Below are 18115 nucleotides of genomic sequence, written 5' to 3'. Positions count from 1 at the left end.
GTTTCTATAGAATAAGTATAGATAAAGTGGTTAAAAGTGGTGTTAAGTGGTTTAAAATAGAGGGAAATTACCTAATCAATAAAAGTAGGAGCTGAGAATATTGTTCATTGGGGAATATCAACATGCGTTAGATCCTAAAAATAGAATAATTGTTCCAGCAAAACTAAGAGATGGACTTGGTAATAAATTTGTTATTACCAAAGGACTTGATGGGTGTTTGTACGCTTATCCACTTGAAGAATGGAAAATATTGGAGAATAAATTAAAAACTTTACCTTTAACAAATAAGGATGCTAGATCCTTTGTGAGGTTCTTTTTTTCTGGAGCTTGTGAAGTCGAGTTAGACAAGCAAGGAAGAGGATTGATTCCACAAAATTTAAAGGAATATGCAGGTATAGAAAAGGACATAGTAAGTATTGGAGTATTATCTAGAGTAGAAATATGGAGCAAGGAAAAGTGGAGCGAATATAACGAATCAAATATAGACTTTGATTCAATTGCAGAAAAAATGAATGATTTAGGAATATAAGGAGTTTTTATTATGGAATTTAAACATGTATCGGTCTTATTAAATGAATGTATAGAGGCATTAAACATAAAGGAAAATGGGATTTATGTTGATGGTACTTTAGGAGGAGCAGGACACTCATCTCATATCTTAAGCAATCTTTCCAAAGATGGGATGCTTATTGGGATAGATCAAGACCAAGACGCTCTAAAGGCAGCAAAAGAAAAACTTAAGGATTTTGAAAATGTAAAGTATGTTCATAGCAATTTTTATAATATTGATAGTATTTTAAACGATCTAGATATTGAAAAGGTTGATGGAATTTTGATGGATCTTGGAGTTTCATCATATCAACTTGATGAAGCATCAAGAGGTTTTAGTTATATGAAAGATGCTCCGTTAGATATGAGAATGAATAGAGAAAGTGATTTTTCCGCGTACAATATTGTAAATAATTACGATGAGGACAGCTTATATAAAATAATAAAGGACTATGGTGAAGAAAGATTTGCTAAAAGGATTGCGAATTTTATTATAAATAGAAGAATTGAGAAGCCGATAGAAACAACTTTTGAACTTGTAGACATTATCAAGGCTGCAATTCCAGCAAAGATGAGAAGAGAAGGGCCTCATCCGGCTAAAAGAACTTTTCAGGCAATTAGAATAGAAGTTAATTCAGAATTAAAGATACTTAATAAAACTATAGAGGATGGAGTGAATAGATTAAATAAAGGTGGAAGAATGGCTATTATAACTTTCCATTCTTTGGAAGATAGAATAGTGAAATTAAAGTTTAGAGAATTAGAGAATCCATGTAATTGTCCAAAAGAATTTCCAATGTGTATATGTGGAAAATCACCATTAGTTAAAAATATAGCTAAAAAAGGTATTGCACCAACTAAAGAAGAGATTGAAGAAAATCCAAGGAGTAGAAGCGCTAAGCTTAGAGTAATTGAGAAATTATAATTATTATTATGTTATAAATGAGTTGGGATGTGAATAAATTGGGAAGAAGAGAATATGATTATATAAAAGGGAATACAGTATTAGCTCCAGAAAGAAAAACAAGAGTACGTAAACCGGATAAAAAATATAAACAAATACAAAGAAGAAAACAAATTATAAATAAAAATATCCTATTAAAAAACAGGAGAAAAAATGATAGGAAATACTTACTAACTGTGGCAGTTGTCATATTTAGTTTAGGGTTTATTACTATTCACGGAGATAACAAGGTTTATACTATGGAAAGCAATGCGAGAAACTTGGATACTCAAATAAAACAAACACAAGAAGATAATGAGGCATTAAAAGTAAAAATATTGAAATTTTCTTCATTAAATAATATTCAAAAAAGTGCTGAAAGTAAATTGGCAATGGCTATTCCAAAAAAAGAACAAACTATAAAAGTTGATTTTTCACAGAATTATTTTGAAGATTTAAAACCTAAAAGTTCCGAAAATACTGCTAAAAGTAAGAACATATTCTCTAAATTAATAAGTTTAATAAAATAATAAGTTACTTAAAATAATAAAAAATAAGTAATTATATTAGAAAATTAATTGGCTTTATCTTGGTTCTTTTGGGTTTTATGTAAAAGAAAGTGTGCATGGGGGAAATAAAAGTTGAAAAAAAAGAATTATAAAGATAGGGCAAAGATGCGCCAAAGGATGAGTATAGCAGCTTTTGCGTTGACAATTGTTTTTGTAATATTAACTCTTAGACTTTCTTATATAATGATAGTTAAAAGAGCTGATTATGCAGCAAGAGCAGAAGAACAGTGGACAAGTGAGGTAAAAATAGATGCCATAAGAGGAAGGATATTAGATAGGAATGGTAAAGAATTAGCGGTATCTGCGAATGTTTATAGAGTAGACTTCGATTTGAACTCTATAAGAGCATATTTATCAAGAGGATTAAAGGATTTATCAAAAACAGAAATAGAGCATATGAAAAGTGTAGGAATTCCAATACCTTCTGGAGATGATGGATTAAAAACTGATGATATTGCGCCTGTTATTGCAAAGGCATTAGATTTAGATGTAGATAAAGTAAAAGATAAGCTTGAAACAAGGCTTCCAAGTGGAGCAAAGGCTGGATCTGCTACTTTAATTAGAAGGATAGAAAAAGAACAGGCAGATAAGGTAAAAGATCTTAATATAAGTGGAGTTTTAGTATCACCAGATACTAAAAGATATTATCCGAATAATAATTTCTTATCACATGTACTTGGAAGTACTAATGTTGATGGTAAAGGGCTTACAGGAGTAGAGCTTCAATATAATTCGTATTTATCAGGAATTCCTGGAATGAAGATAGCAGAACTTGATAAAAATAATAGAGATTTACCTTATACAATATCTCAGTTTACAGCACCGGTAAACGGTAAAGATGTTACACTTACAATTGATGAGAATATACAAAATTTTGCGGAAAAAGCTGCCACACAAGCTTATAATGATACAAAAGCTAAGGCAGTCTCAATTCTTGTTATGGATCCTAAAACAGGTGAAGTTTTAGCAATGGTAAATAAACCTGATTTTGATCCTAATAATCCGCGTGATGGTGCAGATAAATTTGATGGAGCAAATTCAGATGACAAAGTACAAAAAATGTGGAGAAATAGGCTTGTAAATGATACTTTTGAACCTGGTTCAATATTTAAGGTAGTAACAGCTATTACAGGTCTTGAAGAAAACATTGTAAATAAGGATAGTAAGTTTTATTGTGGAGGTTCATTAAAAGTTGGAGGAATTACTCCTAAGTGCTGGAGAACTCAGGGGCATGGAGCAGAAGTATTCCCAGACATAATTCAGAATTCATGTAATGTAGGCTTTATGGAGCTTGGAGCAATGATTGGAAAAGAAAAATTATGTGAATATATTAATAAATTCGGTTTTGGAAAAGCGAGTGGAATTGATTTACCTGGAGAAGCAAAAGGAATTGTTAAACCAGTTGATAAGGTTTCTGAGGCAGATCTTGCTACAATATCTTTTGGTCAAACTAATACGGTTAATTCAGTTCAATATATGACTGCGTTTAATGCTATTGCTAATGGTGGAACTTTGATACAACCACATGTAATGAAAGAAATCACTCATGAAGATGAAAATAATGTTAATATTGTCGATGAAGCTTTTAAGCCTAAGACAACAACAGTTGCAAGTACTGAAAAGACAGCAGAACTTAGAAGTTATCTTGAAAGGGTTATTACTGGGGGATCTGGAACAGGAACATTTATAGAAGGTTACCATATAGGCGGTAAAACAGGTACAGCTCAGAAAGTTATTGATGGAAGATATCAAGAAGGTAAGTATATATCTTCATTTGTTGGAATGGCGCCTGTGGATGATCCTAAAATTACTATGATGGTGACTATTGATGAACCAAGTAATGGTGCTTATTATGCGGCACAAGTAGCTGTACCGCCAGCAAAACCATTATTTACTGATATTTTTAATTACCTTAATAACAAATTTTCTGATGAAAATATGGGACAAATTACTAGAGATGTTATTATTCCAGAAGTTAGAGGAATGAAAGTTGATGATGCTAAAAAAGCGTTGAAGGATGCCAAGTTAGATTTTAATATAGATGGTGATGGGGAGTCAGTAGTAAACTTAACACCATATCCAGGATATTCGGTAAAAGAAGGGTCAAAAATAAATCTTTATACAAGTAGCGATGGAACAAATAATAATAATGTTGTAATGCCTGATGTTAGGGGATATTCAAAGGAAGATGCTAATACACTATTGAAGAAGCTTGGAATAGTGCCTGCCTTTGAAGGAAGTGGAGCAGTCTCAGAACAAGATATTTCTCAAGGTGAAGTTATAACAAAGGGAACAACTGTTAAGTTGACATTAAGTTCAGACTATAAGGATTAAAAAGTGAGAATAAATTAATACTAAAACTTTAAAACGAAACGGGTATGTTTTGTAAGGGGGTTGGTATGAATTATACAAATGAAAAAATATTAGTATGTGAGAATTCTCGCATACTAATATTTTTTAGTAATAATATCCGTTATATATTTAGGTATTTTATTAGAATTGTTAAAAGCAATACTCAGCTAATAGGTGAATATCTAAATTAGTGCTTTATTCAGAGGAAAATAAATGGAGGAACAGGCATTGAAAAAGAAAAAACATGTAAGTAAAGTAAAAATACGAAAGAGAACGAGAAGTGTCGCTTTTTCATTAACAGCTATTTTTGCTATATTAATAATTAGACTCTCTTATATAATGATGGTTGATGGAAAAGACTATTCTGCAAGAGCTGAAGAACAGTGGACAAGTGAAGTGAAAATAGATGCTAAAAGAGGAGAGGTTCTGGATAGAAATGGAAATGAGCTGGCTGTATCTGCTAATGTCTATAGAGTGGATTTTGATTTAAATTCAATAAGGAATTACTTGAAAAGATCTGTAAAATCCATTCCAAATAAAGAGCTTACCAATATGAAAAGTGTAGGAATTCCGATCCCTACAGAAGGAAGTGGCTTAACAAACGATGATATTGCACCCGTAATTGCGAAAGTATTGAATATGGATGTGTCAGAAATAAAAGCGGATTTAGAAAAGAAGCTTCCAAGTGGGGCAGATGCATTTTCTGTGACTGTAGCACGGAAAATAGAAAAAGATATAGCGGATAAAGTAAAAGAACTTAATATAAATGGAATTATAGTTTCGCAAGATACTAAAAGATATTATCCTAATAATAATTTTCTATCGCATGTTTTAGGAACTACTGATCCTGATGGCAAAGGATTAAGTGGTGTAGAACTTCAATATAATTCATATTTGTCGGGAATTCCTGGAATGAAGGTTGCGGAGCTTGATAAAAATAATGAAGATTTGCCTTATACAGTTTCTCAATATACGGAACCTGTAAATGGAAAAGATGTTACTTTAACTATCGATGAAAATATCCAGAACATTGTTGAAAATATAGCGCAAAAGGCCTATAAAGATGATAAAGCTAAAGAAGTTTCGATATTAATAATGAATCCTAAGACTGGAGAAGTTCTAGGAATGGTAAATAAACCAGATTTTGACCCTAATAATCCATATGATGGAGCAAGTAAATTTGATGGAGCAGATCTCACTGATAAGATACAGAAAATGTGGAGAAATAGGTTGGTAAGTGATACGTTTGAACCAGGATCAATATTTAAAGTGATCACTACCATATCTGGTTTAGAAAACAATGTTGCAAATAAAGATACACAATTTGTGGATAATGGATCAATATCTGTAGGTGGAATTGTAGTGAAGGATGCGGAACGAGAAAATAAACTTCAAAATTTACTTCAAATCATTCAGAATTCATCAAATGTGTGTTTTGTAAAATTAGGACAAATGATTGGTAAAGATAAATTATATGAATCTATTAATAAGTTCGGATTCGGAAAAGTAAGCGGAATTGACTTACCAGGGGAGGCATCTGGAATTGTGAAACCAATCGATAAAGTTTCAGAAGCGGATCTTGCAACAATATCATTTGGACAGACTAATACAGTAAATTCTGTTCAATATATGGCTGCATTTAATGCTATTGCTAATGGAGGTACTCTAATTCGACCTCATGTAATGAAAGAAATTACTCATAATGATGAAAATAGTGTTAAGATTGTTGATGAAACTTTTAAGCCTACGACTGCTACAGTCGCAAGTGCAGAAAAAACAGCAGAACTTAGAAGTTATCTTGAAGGTGTTGTAACTGGAGGAACAGCAACTGGAACTTTTATAGAGGGATATCACATTGGGGGTAAAACAGGAACTGCAGAAAAGGTTGTTGGTGGTAAGTATGGAGAAGGCAAATATATATCTTCATTTGTGGGAATGGCTCCAGCTAATGATCCTAAAGTTACAGTTATGATAACTGTTGATGAGCCTAGTAACGGTGAATACTATGCTTCACAAGTAGCAGTACCATATGCAAAAATGCTGTTTACAGGTATCTTTAACTATTTAGATAGTGCATCTTCTAATGAGAAAATTGTTAAGGATATTATTATCCCAGAAGTTAGAAACATGAAAGTTTCAGATGCTGAAAAAGTATTAAAGGATAAAGGCCTAGATTTTAATATAGATGGAAATGAAGAAACAATATTAAGTATGAAGCCATATCCAGGTTCATCAGTAAAGGAAGGTTCTAAAATAACTCTTTACACAAGTGGGGATGCGACTTATAATAATAATGTTGTAATGCCAAATGTTAGGGGATATTCAAAAGAGGATGTGACTACTTTATTAAAAAATCTTGGAATAACAGCAACTTTTGAAGGGAATGGAGTTGTTTCAGTACAGAATATTTCAGAAGGTGAAGTTATACCTAAAGGAACAACTGCCGAGTTGATTTTAAGTTCGTATTATGAAGATTAAGAATAATGGTAGATATATAGGGAATTTAAATTAAAATCGCTTTTTGCGGAAAATTTAAAGTAAATTGGCGAATGATAAAATACTAGCATGTGGGGGTGCTCGCATGCTATATTTTTTTATCATATAAGTTCTAATTAATGGATTTCATAGTTCATAAGATCATTACATACAAAATAAATCATATTCGTTGAGATTAGATAATAATTGCGCATTTAATTTTCTTAAACGTAATAATTATTAATATAAAATATAAATTAAAATATTCATATACGATAAGTTAATTAGGAGGAATTCAATATGAATTTGAAAAGTATTTTAAAAGGAATAGATTATGAATCAATTCAGGGTGATATTGATATTGAAGTTAACAAAATAAACTATGATAGCAGAAAAGCTGGCAATGATGATGTTTTTGTCTGTATAAAAGGATATGCAACTGATGGCCATAAATATATAGAAAAAGCTATTGAAAACGGAGTAAAAGTTATAGTAATCCAAGATGATATAGAAATAAAGGATGAGAATATTACCATTATTAAATGCAATGATACAAGAAAAGCATTGGCATTAATGGGAGCAAATTATTATGATAATCCTAGTTCTAAAATGAAGATAATTGGAGTTACTGGAACTAATGGGAAAACTACTACAGCTTTTATGATTAAGCATATTTTAGAAGAAAGCAATAAAAAAGTTGGTCTTATCGGAACTATTGCAAATTTTATAGGTGATGAAAAAATTCATACTGAAAGAACAACTCCAGAATCATTAGAGCTTCAAGAATTATTTTCTGAAATGGTTGATAAAGGTGTAGAGTATTGTGTTATGGAAGTGTCTTCCCATTCATTAGCATTAGATAGAGTTTATGGTATTGAATTTCAGGTTGGAATATTTACTAATTTGACTAGAGATCATTTGGATTTTCACAAGACTTTTGAAAATTATTATAAGGCAAAGTTTAAATTGTTTGAAAGATCTAGAATAAAAATTGTTAATGTTGACGATAATTACGGGAGACAAGTAATTAATGATTTAAACAATTTAAAATGTGATGATATATATTCATTCTCAGTAAAAAGCATTTCAGATTTTAAAGCTTTTGATGAAGAAATGGGAAGTAGAGAAATCAAATTTAAACTCAACTTGAAAGAAGATGAGCAATTTGTTTTAAATATACCAGGTGAATATAATATATATAATGCGTTAGGTGCAATAGCAGCGTGTTTTAAACTAGGTATGCCTATAAAGGATATAAAAAGCGGCATTGAAAATGTAGTAGTTTTGGGAAGATGTGAAAGAGTAGCAAAAGAATATAATTTAGGTTATGAAATCATCATAGATTATGCACATACTCCAGATGGTTTAGAAAATATATTAAAGACAGCTAAGGCATTTACAAAAGGAAGATTGATATCTGTGTTTGGTTGTGGGGGAGACAGGGATAAGGTAAAAAGGCCTGAAATGGGTAAAATATCTACAGATATTGCAGATATTACAATTGTGACATCAGATAACCCTAGAAGTGAGGAACCTCTAAGTATAATAAAAGATATTGAAGCTGGAATTGATAAGGATAATTATTTTGTAATAGAAAATAGAAAAGAAGCAATAAAAAAATCTATAGATATAGCTCTAGATAATGACGTAATAGTTATTGCGGGTAAGGGTCATGAAACTTACCAAGTATTGAAAGATGAAACTATACATTTTGATGAAAGAGAAATTGTAAAAGAAATATTAGATAACATGAACAATTAGGGAGCTTATTCATAATGTAACAATGACGGATTTAAGCGATATTTAGGATTGTTATTTTGGTGATGAAGTTAACAGGAAAATAAGGGGTGGATGAACTTGGATTTAAATTTAGCGGAAATAATTAAGGCAGTGGATGGAGAAATAATAGTTAAAAATAACGAAGGTATTTTTAATAAGATTTCAACTGATACTAGAAAAATTCAGGAAAATAATTTATTCATTGCATTAAAAGGAGAGAATTTTAATGGCAATGATTATACAATACAAGCTATCGAAAAAGGGGCATCTATAATAATAATTGATGATGTGAAGTTTAAAATTGAAGAGTTAAAAAATAGGGGAACTATTATTAAAGTAAAAGATACTAAAGAAGCTTTAGGAGATTTGGCTAGGTTTTACAGAAAGAAAATTGGAGTAAAGGTAGTTGGAATAACAGGATCTACTGGTAAGACTTCAACAAAAGATTTAGTAGCTGCATTTCTAAGTGGAAAATACAAAGTTTTTAAAACTCAAGGAAATTTCAATAACGAAATTGGATTACCACTTATGATATTTGAACTTTCTAAAGATTATGATATAGCTGTCCTTGAAATGGGAATGAGTAATTTTGGAGAGATAAACAAGTTAGCGAGTATTGCACTTCCGGATGTTGGTGCAATAACTAATATTGGAGTGGCTCATATAGAATATTTGAAGACTAGAGAAAATATACTTAAAGAGAAGATGTCTATAACAGATTTCTTTGAAAACAAAAACTCATTAATAGTGAACTGTGAAAATGATATGCTAAAAACAATAGTTGAGTGTGATAAGTTTAATTTAGAGAGAGTAGGTTATGATTCTACTTATAATCTTTACTCTAAGAATATAAAATTAACATCTGAAAATACTTCATTTGATGTAGTTACTGATGATAATGAAAATTATAGATTTACTCTAAATATGGTCGGAGAACATAATGTTTTAAACGCACTTATAGGAATACAAATAGCAAGAAATTTTGGGTTGACTTTTGAAGAGATGGAAAAGGGGTTAGGGAATTTTAATGCTACTTCTATGAGACTTGAAGTTATAAATAAAGATAAGTTTACTATTATAAATGATTCTTATAATGCTAATCCAGATTCAATGAAAGCTGCACTTGAAGTGCTAAAAAATTATTCTGGATCAAGGAAAATCGCAGTACTTGGAACTATGGGTGAACTTGGAGATTATGCGGAAGAAGCACATATCCAAGTTGGTGAATTTGCGAAAGATAAGGCAGATATTTTATTGACTACTGGTGAATTTAAAGAGTATTATAAGAAAGGCTTTGGAGAGCGTACAATGGTGTTTGAGAGTAAACAAGAATTAATGCAGAGGTTAACTGATATGATTAAAGTAAATGATACTATTTTAATTAAAGCATCTAGAAGTGCAAAATTTGAGGAAATAACCAAATATCTATAGAATTTAAAATAACACGAAGGAGGTGACTTGCCTTAATTAGGATCTTCAAGAAAATAATTACTTAGCATGATTATTTTCTTTCGGATATTTTAGGCAACACTGGATGGGGGAAGCAATAAACTTATTAATTAACTCAAAAATTTTAGCACCATTAATTATGGGGTTCTTATTTTCAATAGTACTTGGACCAATATTCATACCGATATTACACAAGTTAAAATTTGGTCAAAATATAAGAAAAGAAGGACCTAAAAGTCATCAGAAAAAATCTGGAACACCAACAATGGGCGGTCTTATATTTTTTATAGCTACAGCTACAGCTATATTAATTATGGGGCAAAAACCTATGAGTAGAGAAATGATATTACTTTATTCATTTTTAGCTTTTGGATTTATTGGATTTTTAGATGATATTTTAAAAATAATTCATAAAGATAATCTAGGATTAAGAGCAGCGCAAAAGATGATTTTGCTAGTCTTATTTTCAGTAGCTTTAGCATGGTATGGATATACAAATGTAGGTACAGATATTTTGATTCCATTTATAAATCAAAATTTTAGATTGAATTTAGGAATACTATACATACCATTCATAGTAGTATATTATGCAGCAGTAACTAATGCTGTAAACTTAACTGACGGAATAGATGGACTTGCAACTTCAGTTACGGTTATAGTGTTAACTTTCTTTGCTATCATTGGTTTTAGAACACAGAATGTTGAAGTAGCAGTTTTTGCAATAGCATTAGCTGGAGCATTACTTGGATTTTTAAAATTTAATGCTTTCCCTGCAAAAATATTTATGGGTGATACAGGTTCGTTAGCTCTAGGGGGAGTTATCGGAACAATAGCATTAATGTTAAAAATGGAGCTGTTTGTGATTATAGTTGGAGGAATATATTTAATTGAAACATTATCTGTTATAATTCAAGTTACATCATTTAAATTAACAGGTAAGAGAGTATTTAGAATGTCTCCAATCCATCATCACTTTGAGCAAGTTGGGTGGAGTGAAGTAAAAATAGTAACGATTTTTTCAAGTATTACAGCAATTTTATGTATAATTGGCTTTGTAGCACTTTAAGTTAAGTAGTAGATTTGGAGGATTTATGTATGAAGGTCATTGGGTCCAAAAGAAAATCAAAAATGGGTGAAATAGATTATGGAATATTTTATACCGTAGCATTACTTTTAACAATTGGTGTGGTTATGGTATATTCTGCAAGTTCTTATTATGCCATGTTTATGTATAAGGATAGTATGTTTTTTTTGAAAAAAGAATTGATGGCAGGTGTTGTTGGAGTTATAGCGATGGCAGTAGCGATGAGTGTTGATTATCATAAGATAAAGAAATATACGGCTATAATAATGATAGCGACTATACCTATACTATTAGCAGTATTTCTTTTTCCAGGAACTAATGGAGCGCAAAGATGGATTAATTTAGGTCCGTTAAGCTTTCAACCATCTGAGCTTGCGAAATATGTTGTGGTGCTCTTTTTAGCAAGAAGCCTTGAAGTGAAAGGTGAAGGAGTAAAAGATTTTAAAACTGGAATAGTTCCTTATTTAGCTACATCAGGATTTTATGCAGCTATTGTATTAGCTGAAAAAAATTTAAGTATAGCTTCTGTTATAATGATAGTTACATTTCTTGTTTTGTTTGCAGCAGGTGGAAGAATAAAGCATTTATTTGGAATTGTTGCGCCAGCATTAGTTGCAGCAGCAGTTGCATTTACAGTATTAGAACCATATAGAATGAAAAGGTTAATGAGTTTTACAAATCCATGGAAAGATCCAATAGGAGATGGATATCAACTTATACAATCATTTTATGCATTAGGTGCTGGAGGAGTTACAGGGCTTGGCCTTGGCCAATCAAGGCAAAAAACTTTGTATATGCCAGAGCCACATAATGATTTTATTTTCTCCATTATCGGCGAGGAATTAGGGCTTATTGGGTGTATATGTATAATATTACTTTTTGTAATATTTGTTTGGAGGGGAATAAGTGTAGCTATGAAAGCTAGAGACACATATGGTACTCTTCTTGCAATAGGCATAACTGGAGTTGTAGCAGTTCAATCTTTAATAAATATTGCAGTTGTTACAGGATCGATGCCAGTTACAGGGGTTCCGCTACCGTTTATTAGTTATGGGGGAACTTCATTAGTAATAAATATGACGGCAATAGGAATACTTTTAAACATATCAAGGCAAACTGAAGGAAAAGATGAATTTAAGGAAATATAAGAAAATACAGGGCAAAGAATTAGAATACAAGTCTTTGCCCTGTATTTTTTAGGTAATTATTTAAAGTAGTTTTAAATTTTAGATGAAAATATATCGTTAAAGTGGTATTATTATATATGAAATTTATACTAAAGATTATAAAATAATAAGTGTTAGAATATATAAGGCATAGATAAGAATAGGGATGGGTATGGTAAAAACGAATAATAATAAATTGATCTTGAGGTCGCAAAGAAGAAGACTAATAAGGAAAATAATTATGACTATTATAGTCCTATTTATAGTGGGAACAATTTTTGCAATAAAATCGAATTTTTTCATTATTAAAAAGGTTTCTATTTTAGGTAATCCAGTAATGAGTGGAGAAGATGTTAAGAATGGTACAGAGAATCTAATAGGACAGAATATTCTATTTATAAATAAACAAAATATAATAAGCAATGCTAAAAAGAATCCATACGTAGAAAATGTTGAAATAAGCAAGTCGTATCCTAAACAAGTTAATATAAAGATCTCAGAAAAAGAGGGGATTTATTATGTTGAAAAAGATGGATATAAATATGTTTTGGATAATGATGGAAATTTTCTTGAAAAAACAGATAGCGTTGAAAATAGAAGTTTAGTTAATGTTAAAGGAATAGATTTAAAAGATGTAGCGCTAGGACAAAAGATGATAGATGACAGTAGAGTATTAGATTTTTTAGATGTTTTTTATCAAATTATAAAGATCAATCCGACAAATTATAAAATTGATTATGTTGATATAAGTGATTTTACTAACATAAAAGTATATGTTGGTAAGGTAGAAGGAAGAATTGGTAATGATGAAAATATACCAGATAAAATGAATAAATTATTACATATAATTCAAAATCCTGATATAGGGATTGTTAAGGGATATGTAGATGTAGGATTTAATGGTGCGCCTGTATATTATAAGGAAGAAAGGTAGGTAATTAATGAAGATATCTAGATCACAATTATTTATAGCAATTGTTTGTGGACTTTTAGGCTTTTTATTAGCATATCAATTTAAGGTATTATCAAATAAGAATATAGAGTCAAAAATTAGTAATTATGATAAAAACGATATTATTTCAGAAGTTGAATCTCTAAAAAAAGAAAAAGAAGAATTAGCGTCAACAAATTCAAAGTTATCCGATCAGTTAAAACAAATGGAAGAAACAGCAGCTAAAAATGGTGACATGGGGCAAGATATAAAAAATCAACTTGATGAGGCTAGAATGCATTTAGGTATAGTTGATGTTAAAGGGCAGGGCATTGTTCTTACAATAACACCTAAAACATCTATTTTTGGTTCTACGACAAATGATAGTAGCAGAGATCTAGGAGAAGATGAATTGGTTCATATAGTTAACTTACTTTGGTATTCAGGAGCTGAGGCAATATCTATAAATGATATTAGAATAACACCACAAACGGGAATAAAAACTGCTGGAAATGGAATAGCCATAGGTTCGACTGGGAAAGTTTATCCTAGAGATAAAATTATAATTAAGGCAATTGGAGACAAGGGCAGACTTAACGTTGGAATTTCTTTCCCAGGTTCATTAGAATATCTTGCTCTTCCTAACTACAATAATGAAGTTAAATCAGAAGATGATATATTTATAGGAAAATCAAAGCAGTCATTGAAGAGTGACTTTATTAAATCAGTTAAAGAATAGGAGAGAGTTAATTTGATAGCAATTATAGGACTACTAATCGGAATAATACTTGGATTTGTATTAGATGTTAATATATCTGATAAATTGTCACCATATATGTCTGTCGCAATACTAGCATGTTTAGATTCAGTTTTTGGAGCAGTCAGAGGAAATCTCTCTAAAAACTTTCAAGCAGATATATTCATATCTGGCTTTTTTGGAAATGCATTACTTGCAGCAGGACTTGCTTATTTAGGTGATAAGCTTGGAATACCTATATATATGGCAGCGGTAATAGTTTTCGGAGGAAGAATATTTGATAACTTCGCAATAATACGCAGACTATTATTAGAAGAATTTAAAATAAGAAGAAGAAATAGGTCTAGAAATAATTCTATAGATAAAGAAAATCATGATGATAAATAGAGAGGTGATGTGATGAAAAATAATAAAGGTTTTTTCTTTGTTTTCATTGCAACCATAATATTAGGGGTTTTAATATCAATGAATTTTAATTTTAAAGGTATTCAATCCTATAGTCAATTAAATGCAACAGAGTACCAAAATGCCGTTGAAGAAAGGGCAGCATTATATAGAGACATTGGAAATCTTCAAGAAGATAATAATGAGAAAAAAGATAAGATTAGGAATTATGCTCAGAATGATAAAAAAAATGATAAGATCCTTGATGATATGAAAACTCAAATTAGTGATTATAAATCATTTATTGGGTCAAATAACGTAGAGGGACCAGGAATTATACTTAAGATAAATGATGGAACTACAAATGCTCTTGAAGAAAATACAGATGAAATAAATAATAAGCTTTTACATGATAATGATATGGCTCTTGTTTTAAATGAACTTAGAGTGGCTGGAGCTGAGGCGATTAGTGTCAATAACCATAGAATACTTCCATGGTCTGGAGTAATTTGTAATTGGGCATTTTTAGGGTTTGATGATGGTGGAATGGAGTATGCTCCTTTTAATATATATGCCATAGGAGATCCAGAAAAATTGAAGGCGGCTTTACTTGAAGATGGAAGTCATGTTAAACAATTAATGCTTAGAAAACTTTATGTTGATATTAAAGTTGTAGATAAAATAATTATGCCACCAACGACAGCAAATTCAAATGTAAAATATATGAGTAGAGATGAAAGTAAAAAATGAAATTAATTGATATTTAGGAAGGAAATTTTAAGTTTATATAGAATATTATACAAAGTGATAAAGAAAGGAATAATTTAGTAAGGTGTTATAGTATGGGAATTAAGCAAAATATTGAAGAACTAAGATCCAAAATTCCAGAACAAGTAACGCTCTTAGCTGTTTCAAAAACGAAGCCATTAGAGTATCTAGAAGATGCGTATATGGCAGGAATGAGAGATTTTGGGGAAAATAAAGTTCAAGAATTAGTAAAAAAATCAGAAAATTTTCATGAGGATGTACGATGGCATTTTATAGGACAGCTTCAAAGTAATAAAGTTAAGTATTTAGTAGATAAGGTACATTTGATACATTCTTTATCTAGTATTAGTTTGCTAAATGAAATTGAAAAGCAGTTTAGTAAAGTTAACAAGGTTGCTAATACTTTAATCCAAATTAATATTGGAAGAGAGGAAAGCAAAAGTGGAATTTTGGAAGAAGATTTATATGAATTCATAGAAGCAATTGAAAAATGCAAATTTGTTTCTGTAAAAGGTATAATGGTTATTATTCCAATAGGGGATGAAGAAAGCAATAGAAAATATTTTAAGAAAACAAAAAAAATATTTGATGAGCTTAAGGAAAAAAATTATAATAATATTAGTATGAAAATATTATCAATGGGGATGACTCATGATTTTATGACAGCTATAGAAGAAGGTTCTAACTTAGTAAGAATAGGAACAGGAATATTTGGAGAAAGAAATTATAATTTAGGAGGCGAAAATAATGGGTAATGTTATATCAAAAGTTAAATCTTTATTAGGGTTTGAGGACTACGAGGAGTATGACGAGTACGAAGAAGAACAATACGAAGAGCAGGTGAAGGATGAAGACGAAATAGAACCTGTTATTACCAATAAGAAGAATAGCAAGGTTGTAAATATCCATACATCTTCGACTACAAAGGTAACAATAACTAAGCCAATCGATTATGAAGAGGCTACTGAAATTTGTGAAGCACTTAAGAATAGAAGAATAGTATTAGTAAACACAACAGTTTTAGAACTAAAGATTGCACAAAGATTATTAGATTTTATCAGTGGTTCATGTTATGCTTTAGGCGGAGAATTACAACAAATTGAAAAGGGAGTATATATTCTTTCACCATCAAATGTAGAAGTAACAAATGAATTAAAAAATGAACTAAGTTCAAAAGCTCTATTTAATTGGTCAAAATAGGAGGTATAAATTATGATATATAGTGTTTACATAGTTATTGATATGTTTCTAAACATATTAGAGCTAGCTATATTCATAGAATGTATAGTTTCGTGGATACCACAAATTCAGGGGAATAAATTTATTGATTTACTACACAGTTTTGTTAATCCCGTTTTAGAACCAATTAGAAAGTTACAATATAGATTAAGTCCTGGATTACCATTGGATTTTTCACCTATATTTGCATTGATTATTATAAATTTTTTACAAAGGATTATACAATAAATTATGAAAGAAAGAATAGCAAAGTATTTTACAGATGATGATAGAAATGATGCATTGAATTTATATGAGAAATATTTACTAGCTAGAGATAAAAACATGACTGTATTTGGAAAAAGTTTTTATACACCAAATATATGGATGTGGTTTGAGAAAAACCTCTCTAGCAATGATTTAAAAATTGAAAGTAATGGACTTTTAGATGATTCTGAAAGAAGGATGGTATCTTTTAATAACATATATAAAAGTCCATTTCCTATGAAATTGATTAAAATTGAAAGTACTTCGAAATTTTCTAATCTTACTCATAGAGATTTTTTGGGCGGAGTTCTATCTCTAGGAATAGAAAGAAATAAAATAGGTGATTTATTAGTAAATAATAATACATGTTATGTGCCAGTTCACGAAGAAGTAGAAGATTTTATTATATATAATTTAAACAGAATTTCTAAGGTTATTTGTAATGTAAAAGTGGTGGATGATTTTGAATTTTTACCAAGAGTTAATTTCGAAGAAGTAGTAGTTTTAGTTTCTTCTTTGAGAATTGATGGAATTGTCTCTAAGATTATAAATATATCTAGATCTAAAGCTCAAGCAATGATCGAGCAGGGTCAAGTGCTTATAGATTACGTTAAGATAAAAGATAAAAGTTATGAACTAAAAGGACAAGAAAGAATTACTATAAGAGGTTTTGGAAAATTTATAGTTGGTAATTCTATTGGGAATAGCAAAAGTGGAAGGATAAAAATTATTATCAAAAAATATACATAATAGAGGTGAAAGTATGAAGTTGACACCAATGGATATAAACAACAAGGAATTTAAAAAGGGATTAAGAGGATATAATTCTGATGAAGTTGATGAATTTTTGGATGAAGTAGTAGATAACTATGAAGAGCTTTATAAAGAAAATGCAAATCTAAAAGAGAAGCTTGCTAATTTGAATGAAAAGGTAGAGCATTACTCTAAAATCGAAAGTACTATACAAAATACATTGATATTAGCTCAAAATGCTGCAGAGCAAGCAAAAAATTCGGCTAAAAAAGAAGCTGAATTTATGATGAAAAATGCTAACGAAACTGCTCAGAAGGTTATGGATAAGGCACATAATGATGTTATTCAAATAAATGATGAATATGAAAGAGTTAAACAAGAATTTATTAAATTTAGAGCAAAATATAGAAACTTCATGAATGCACAATTAGAAACATTTGATGATTTAGAGAAGGATTTTATAAAAAATTATAATGTATCTGATCCTATAGAAGATGATGAAGTAACTAATATAGAAAAAATAGTTGAAAAAGAAGTTACAAGCATTACGAGTGGATTAAGTGAAAATATAGAGGCTGAAGAAAATGATCCTTCATTGAATGATGAATTAAATGAGATTAAAAGTTTTTTTGTTCAAGGTGAATAAATTTACTATCCCACAGAAATAATGA

At 30.2% G+C, this 18115-nt stretch carries 18 protein-coding genes; all 18 read left to right on the top strand.

The window, feature by feature from the left end; genetic code table 11:
• Nucleotides 1–100 precede the first annotated feature (100 nt).
• The 18 genes from mraZ to L3B96_RS12010 all read left to right on the top strand — a co-directional run bounded on the left by mraZ (nt 101) and on the right by L3B96_RS12010 (nt 18090).
• On the top strand, nt 101–529 hold the full coding sequence (gene mraZ, locus L3B96_RS12095; protein ID WP_238861150.1) for a division/cell wall cluster transcriptional repressor MraZ: 429 nt from the start codon (nt 101–103) through the stop codon (nt 527–529).
• Nucleotides 530–541: 12 nt separating this feature from the next.
• Nucleotides 542–1474, top strand: coding sequence for a 16S rRNA (cytosine(1402)-N(4))-methyltransferase RsmH (gene rsmH / locus L3B96_RS12090; RefSeq protein ID WP_238861148.1), 933 nt, complete (start codon nt 542–544; stop codon nt 1472–1474).
• Between the two features lie 29 nt (nt 1475–1503).
• Complete coding sequence (locus tag L3B96_RS12085; RefSeq protein WP_238861164.1) at nt 1504–2022, top strand: cell division protein FtsL; 519 nt, start codon at nt 1504–1506, stop codon at nt 2020–2022.
• A 111-nt stretch (nt 2023–2133) separates the two neighbouring features.
• Nucleotides 2134–4395, top strand: coding sequence for a stage V sporulation protein D (locus L3B96_RS12080; protein ID WP_023974740.1), 2262 nt, complete (start codon nt 2134–2136; stop codon nt 4393–4395).
• Nucleotides 4396–4626: 231 nt separating this feature from the next.
• The gene (locus tag L3B96_RS12075) at nt 4627–6891 is read left to right on the top strand and encodes a stage V sporulation protein D (RefSeq protein ID WP_238861146.1); all 2265 of its coding nucleotides are present in this window, start codon (nt 4627–4629) and stop codon (nt 6889–6891) included.
• Between the two features lie 297 nt (nt 6892–7188).
• Nucleotides 7189–8649 (top strand): UDP-N-acetylmuramoyl-L-alanyl-D-glutamate--2,6-diaminopimelate ligase, encoded by a 1461-nt coding sequence (locus L3B96_RS12070; RefSeq protein WP_238861144.1) that lies wholly within the window; start codon nt 7189–7191, stop codon nt 8647–8649.
• Between the two features lie 96 nt (nt 8650–8745).
• Nucleotides 8746–10098 carry a UDP-N-acetylmuramoyl-tripeptide--D-alanyl-D-alanine ligase gene (gene murF, locus L3B96_RS12065; protein ID WP_011968907.1) on the top strand — a complete coding sequence of 451 codons (1353 nt, stop codon included), beginning with the start codon at nt 8746–8748 and terminating at the stop codon, nt 10096–10098.
• 103 nt (nt 10099–10201) lie between these two features.
• Nucleotides 10202–11182 carry a phospho-N-acetylmuramoyl-pentapeptide-transferase gene (gene mraY, locus L3B96_RS12060; RefSeq protein WP_011968908.1) on the top strand — a complete coding sequence of 327 codons (981 nt, stop codon included), beginning with the start codon at nt 10202–10204 and terminating at the stop codon, nt 11180–11182.
• 29 nt (nt 11183–11211) lie between these two features.
• Nucleotides 11212–12348 carry a stage V sporulation protein E gene (gene spoVE / locus L3B96_RS12055; RefSeq protein WP_017208869.1) on the top strand — a complete coding sequence of 379 codons (1137 nt, stop codon included), beginning with the start codon at nt 11212–11214 and terminating at the stop codon, nt 12346–12348.
• Nucleotides 12349–12538: 190 nt separating this feature from the next.
• Nucleotides 12539–13300 (top strand): FtsQ-type POTRA domain-containing protein, encoded by a 762-nt coding sequence (locus tag L3B96_RS12050; RefSeq protein ID WP_238861142.1) that lies wholly within the window; start codon nt 12539–12541, stop codon nt 13298–13300.
• A gap of 7 nt (nt 13301–13307) precedes the next feature.
• A complete protein-coding gene (locus L3B96_RS12045) occupies nt 13308–14036 on the top strand; it encodes a DUF881 domain-containing protein (RefSeq protein ID WP_011968911.1) in 729 nt (242 codons plus the stop codon).
• A gap of 12 nt (nt 14037–14048) precedes the next feature.
• Nucleotides 14049–14441, top strand: coding sequence for a small basic family protein (locus L3B96_RS12040; RefSeq protein ID WP_011968912.1), 393 nt, complete (start codon nt 14049–14051; stop codon nt 14439–14441).
• Nucleotides 14442–14453: 12 nt separating this feature from the next.
• Entirely contained in the window at nt 14454–15188 is a 735-nt protein-coding gene (locus tag L3B96_RS12035) for a DUF881 domain-containing protein (RefSeq protein WP_011968913.1), read from the top strand.
• Between the two features lie 92 nt (nt 15189–15280).
• Nucleotides 15281–15961: a YggS family pyridoxal phosphate-dependent enzyme gene (locus tag L3B96_RS12030; RefSeq protein ID WP_077828821.1), complete on the top strand. Its 681-nt coding sequence runs from the start codon at nt 15281–15283 to the stop codon at nt 15959–15961.
• A complete protein-coding gene (sepF, locus tag L3B96_RS12025) occupies nt 15954–16406 on the top strand; it encodes a cell division protein SepF (RefSeq protein WP_011968915.1) in 453 nt (150 codons plus the stop codon). Before L3B96_RS12030 ends, sepF begins: the two co-directional genes overlap by 8 nt.
• A gap of 12 nt (nt 16407–16418) precedes the next feature.
• The gene (locus L3B96_RS12020) at nt 16419–16673 is read left to right on the top strand and encodes a YggT family protein (protein ID WP_041895730.1); all 255 of its coding nucleotides are present in this window, start codon (nt 16419–16421) and stop codon (nt 16671–16673) included.
• A gap of 3 nt (nt 16674–16676) precedes the next feature.
• Nucleotides 16677–17441, top strand: coding sequence for a YlmH/Sll1252 family protein (locus tag L3B96_RS12015; protein ID WP_238861140.1), 765 nt, complete (start codon nt 16677–16679; stop codon nt 17439–17441).
• 13 nt (nt 17442–17454) lie between these two features.
• Nucleotides 17455–18090, top strand: coding sequence for a DivIVA domain-containing protein (locus tag L3B96_RS12010; protein ID WP_041895733.1), 636 nt, complete (start codon nt 17455–17457; stop codon nt 18088–18090).
• Nucleotides 18091–18115: the final 25 nt, after the last annotated feature.

Origin of the sequence: Clostridium sp. YIM B02569 (assembly GCF_022320765.1) — a bacterium.
Classification (GTDB): domain Bacteria; phylum Bacillota; class Clostridia; order Clostridiales; family Clostridiaceae; genus Clostridium; species Clostridium beijerinckii.
The sequence above is the reverse complement of the archived record's forward strand: the minus strand, read 5'-3'. Positions and strand labels throughout refer to the sequence as shown.

What these genes read in the sequence shown, in the direction of transcription:
- rsmH (WP_238861148.1), top strand. Translation starts at nt 542, where the DNA reads ATGGAATTTAAACATGTATCGGTCTTATTAAATGAATGTATAGAGGCA.
- L3B96_RS12075 (WP_238861146.1), top strand. Translation starts at nt 4,627, where the DNA reads ATGGAGGAACAGGCATTGAAAAAGAAAAAACATGTAAGTAAAGTAAAA.
- L3B96_RS12070 (WP_238861144.1), top strand. Translation starts at nt 7,189, where the DNA reads ATGAATTTGAAAAGTATTTTAAAAGGAATAGATTATGAATCAATTCAG.
- mraY (WP_011968908.1), top strand. Translation starts at nt 10,202, where the DNA reads ATGGGGGAAGCAATAAACTTATTAATTAACTCAAAAATTTTAGCACCA.
- spoVE (WP_017208869.1), top strand. Translation starts at nt 11,212, where the DNA reads ATGAAGGTCATTGGGTCCAAAAGAAAATCAAAAATGGGTGAAATAGAT.
- L3B96_RS12050 (WP_238861142.1), top strand. Translation starts at nt 12,539, where the DNA reads ATGGTAAAAACGAATAATAATAAATTGATCTTGAGGTCGCAAAGAAGA.
- L3B96_RS12045 (WP_011968911.1), top strand. Translation starts at nt 13,308, where the DNA reads ATGAAGATATCTAGATCACAATTATTTATAGCAATTGTTTGTGGACTT.
- L3B96_RS12035 (WP_011968913.1), top strand. Translation starts at nt 14,454, where the DNA reads ATGAAAAATAATAAAGGTTTTTTCTTTGTTTTCATTGCAACCATAATA.
- L3B96_RS12030 (WP_077828821.1), top strand. Translation starts at nt 15,281, where the DNA reads ATGGGAATTAAGCAAAATATTGAAGAACTAAGATCCAAAATTCCAGAA.
- sepF (WP_011968915.1), top strand. Translation starts at nt 15,954, where the DNA reads ATGGGTAATGTTATATCAAAAGTTAAATCTTTATTAGGGTTTGAGGAC.
- L3B96_RS12020 (WP_041895730.1), top strand. Translation starts at nt 16,419, where the DNA reads ATGATATATAGTGTTTACATAGTTATTGATATGTTTCTAAACATATTA.
- L3B96_RS12015 (WP_238861140.1), top strand. Translation starts at nt 16,677, where the DNA reads ATGAAAGAAAGAATAGCAAAGTATTTTACAGATGATGATAGAAATGAT.
- L3B96_RS12010 (WP_041895733.1), top strand. Translation starts at nt 17,455, where the DNA reads ATGAAGTTGACACCAATGGATATAAACAACAAGGAATTTAAAAAGGGA.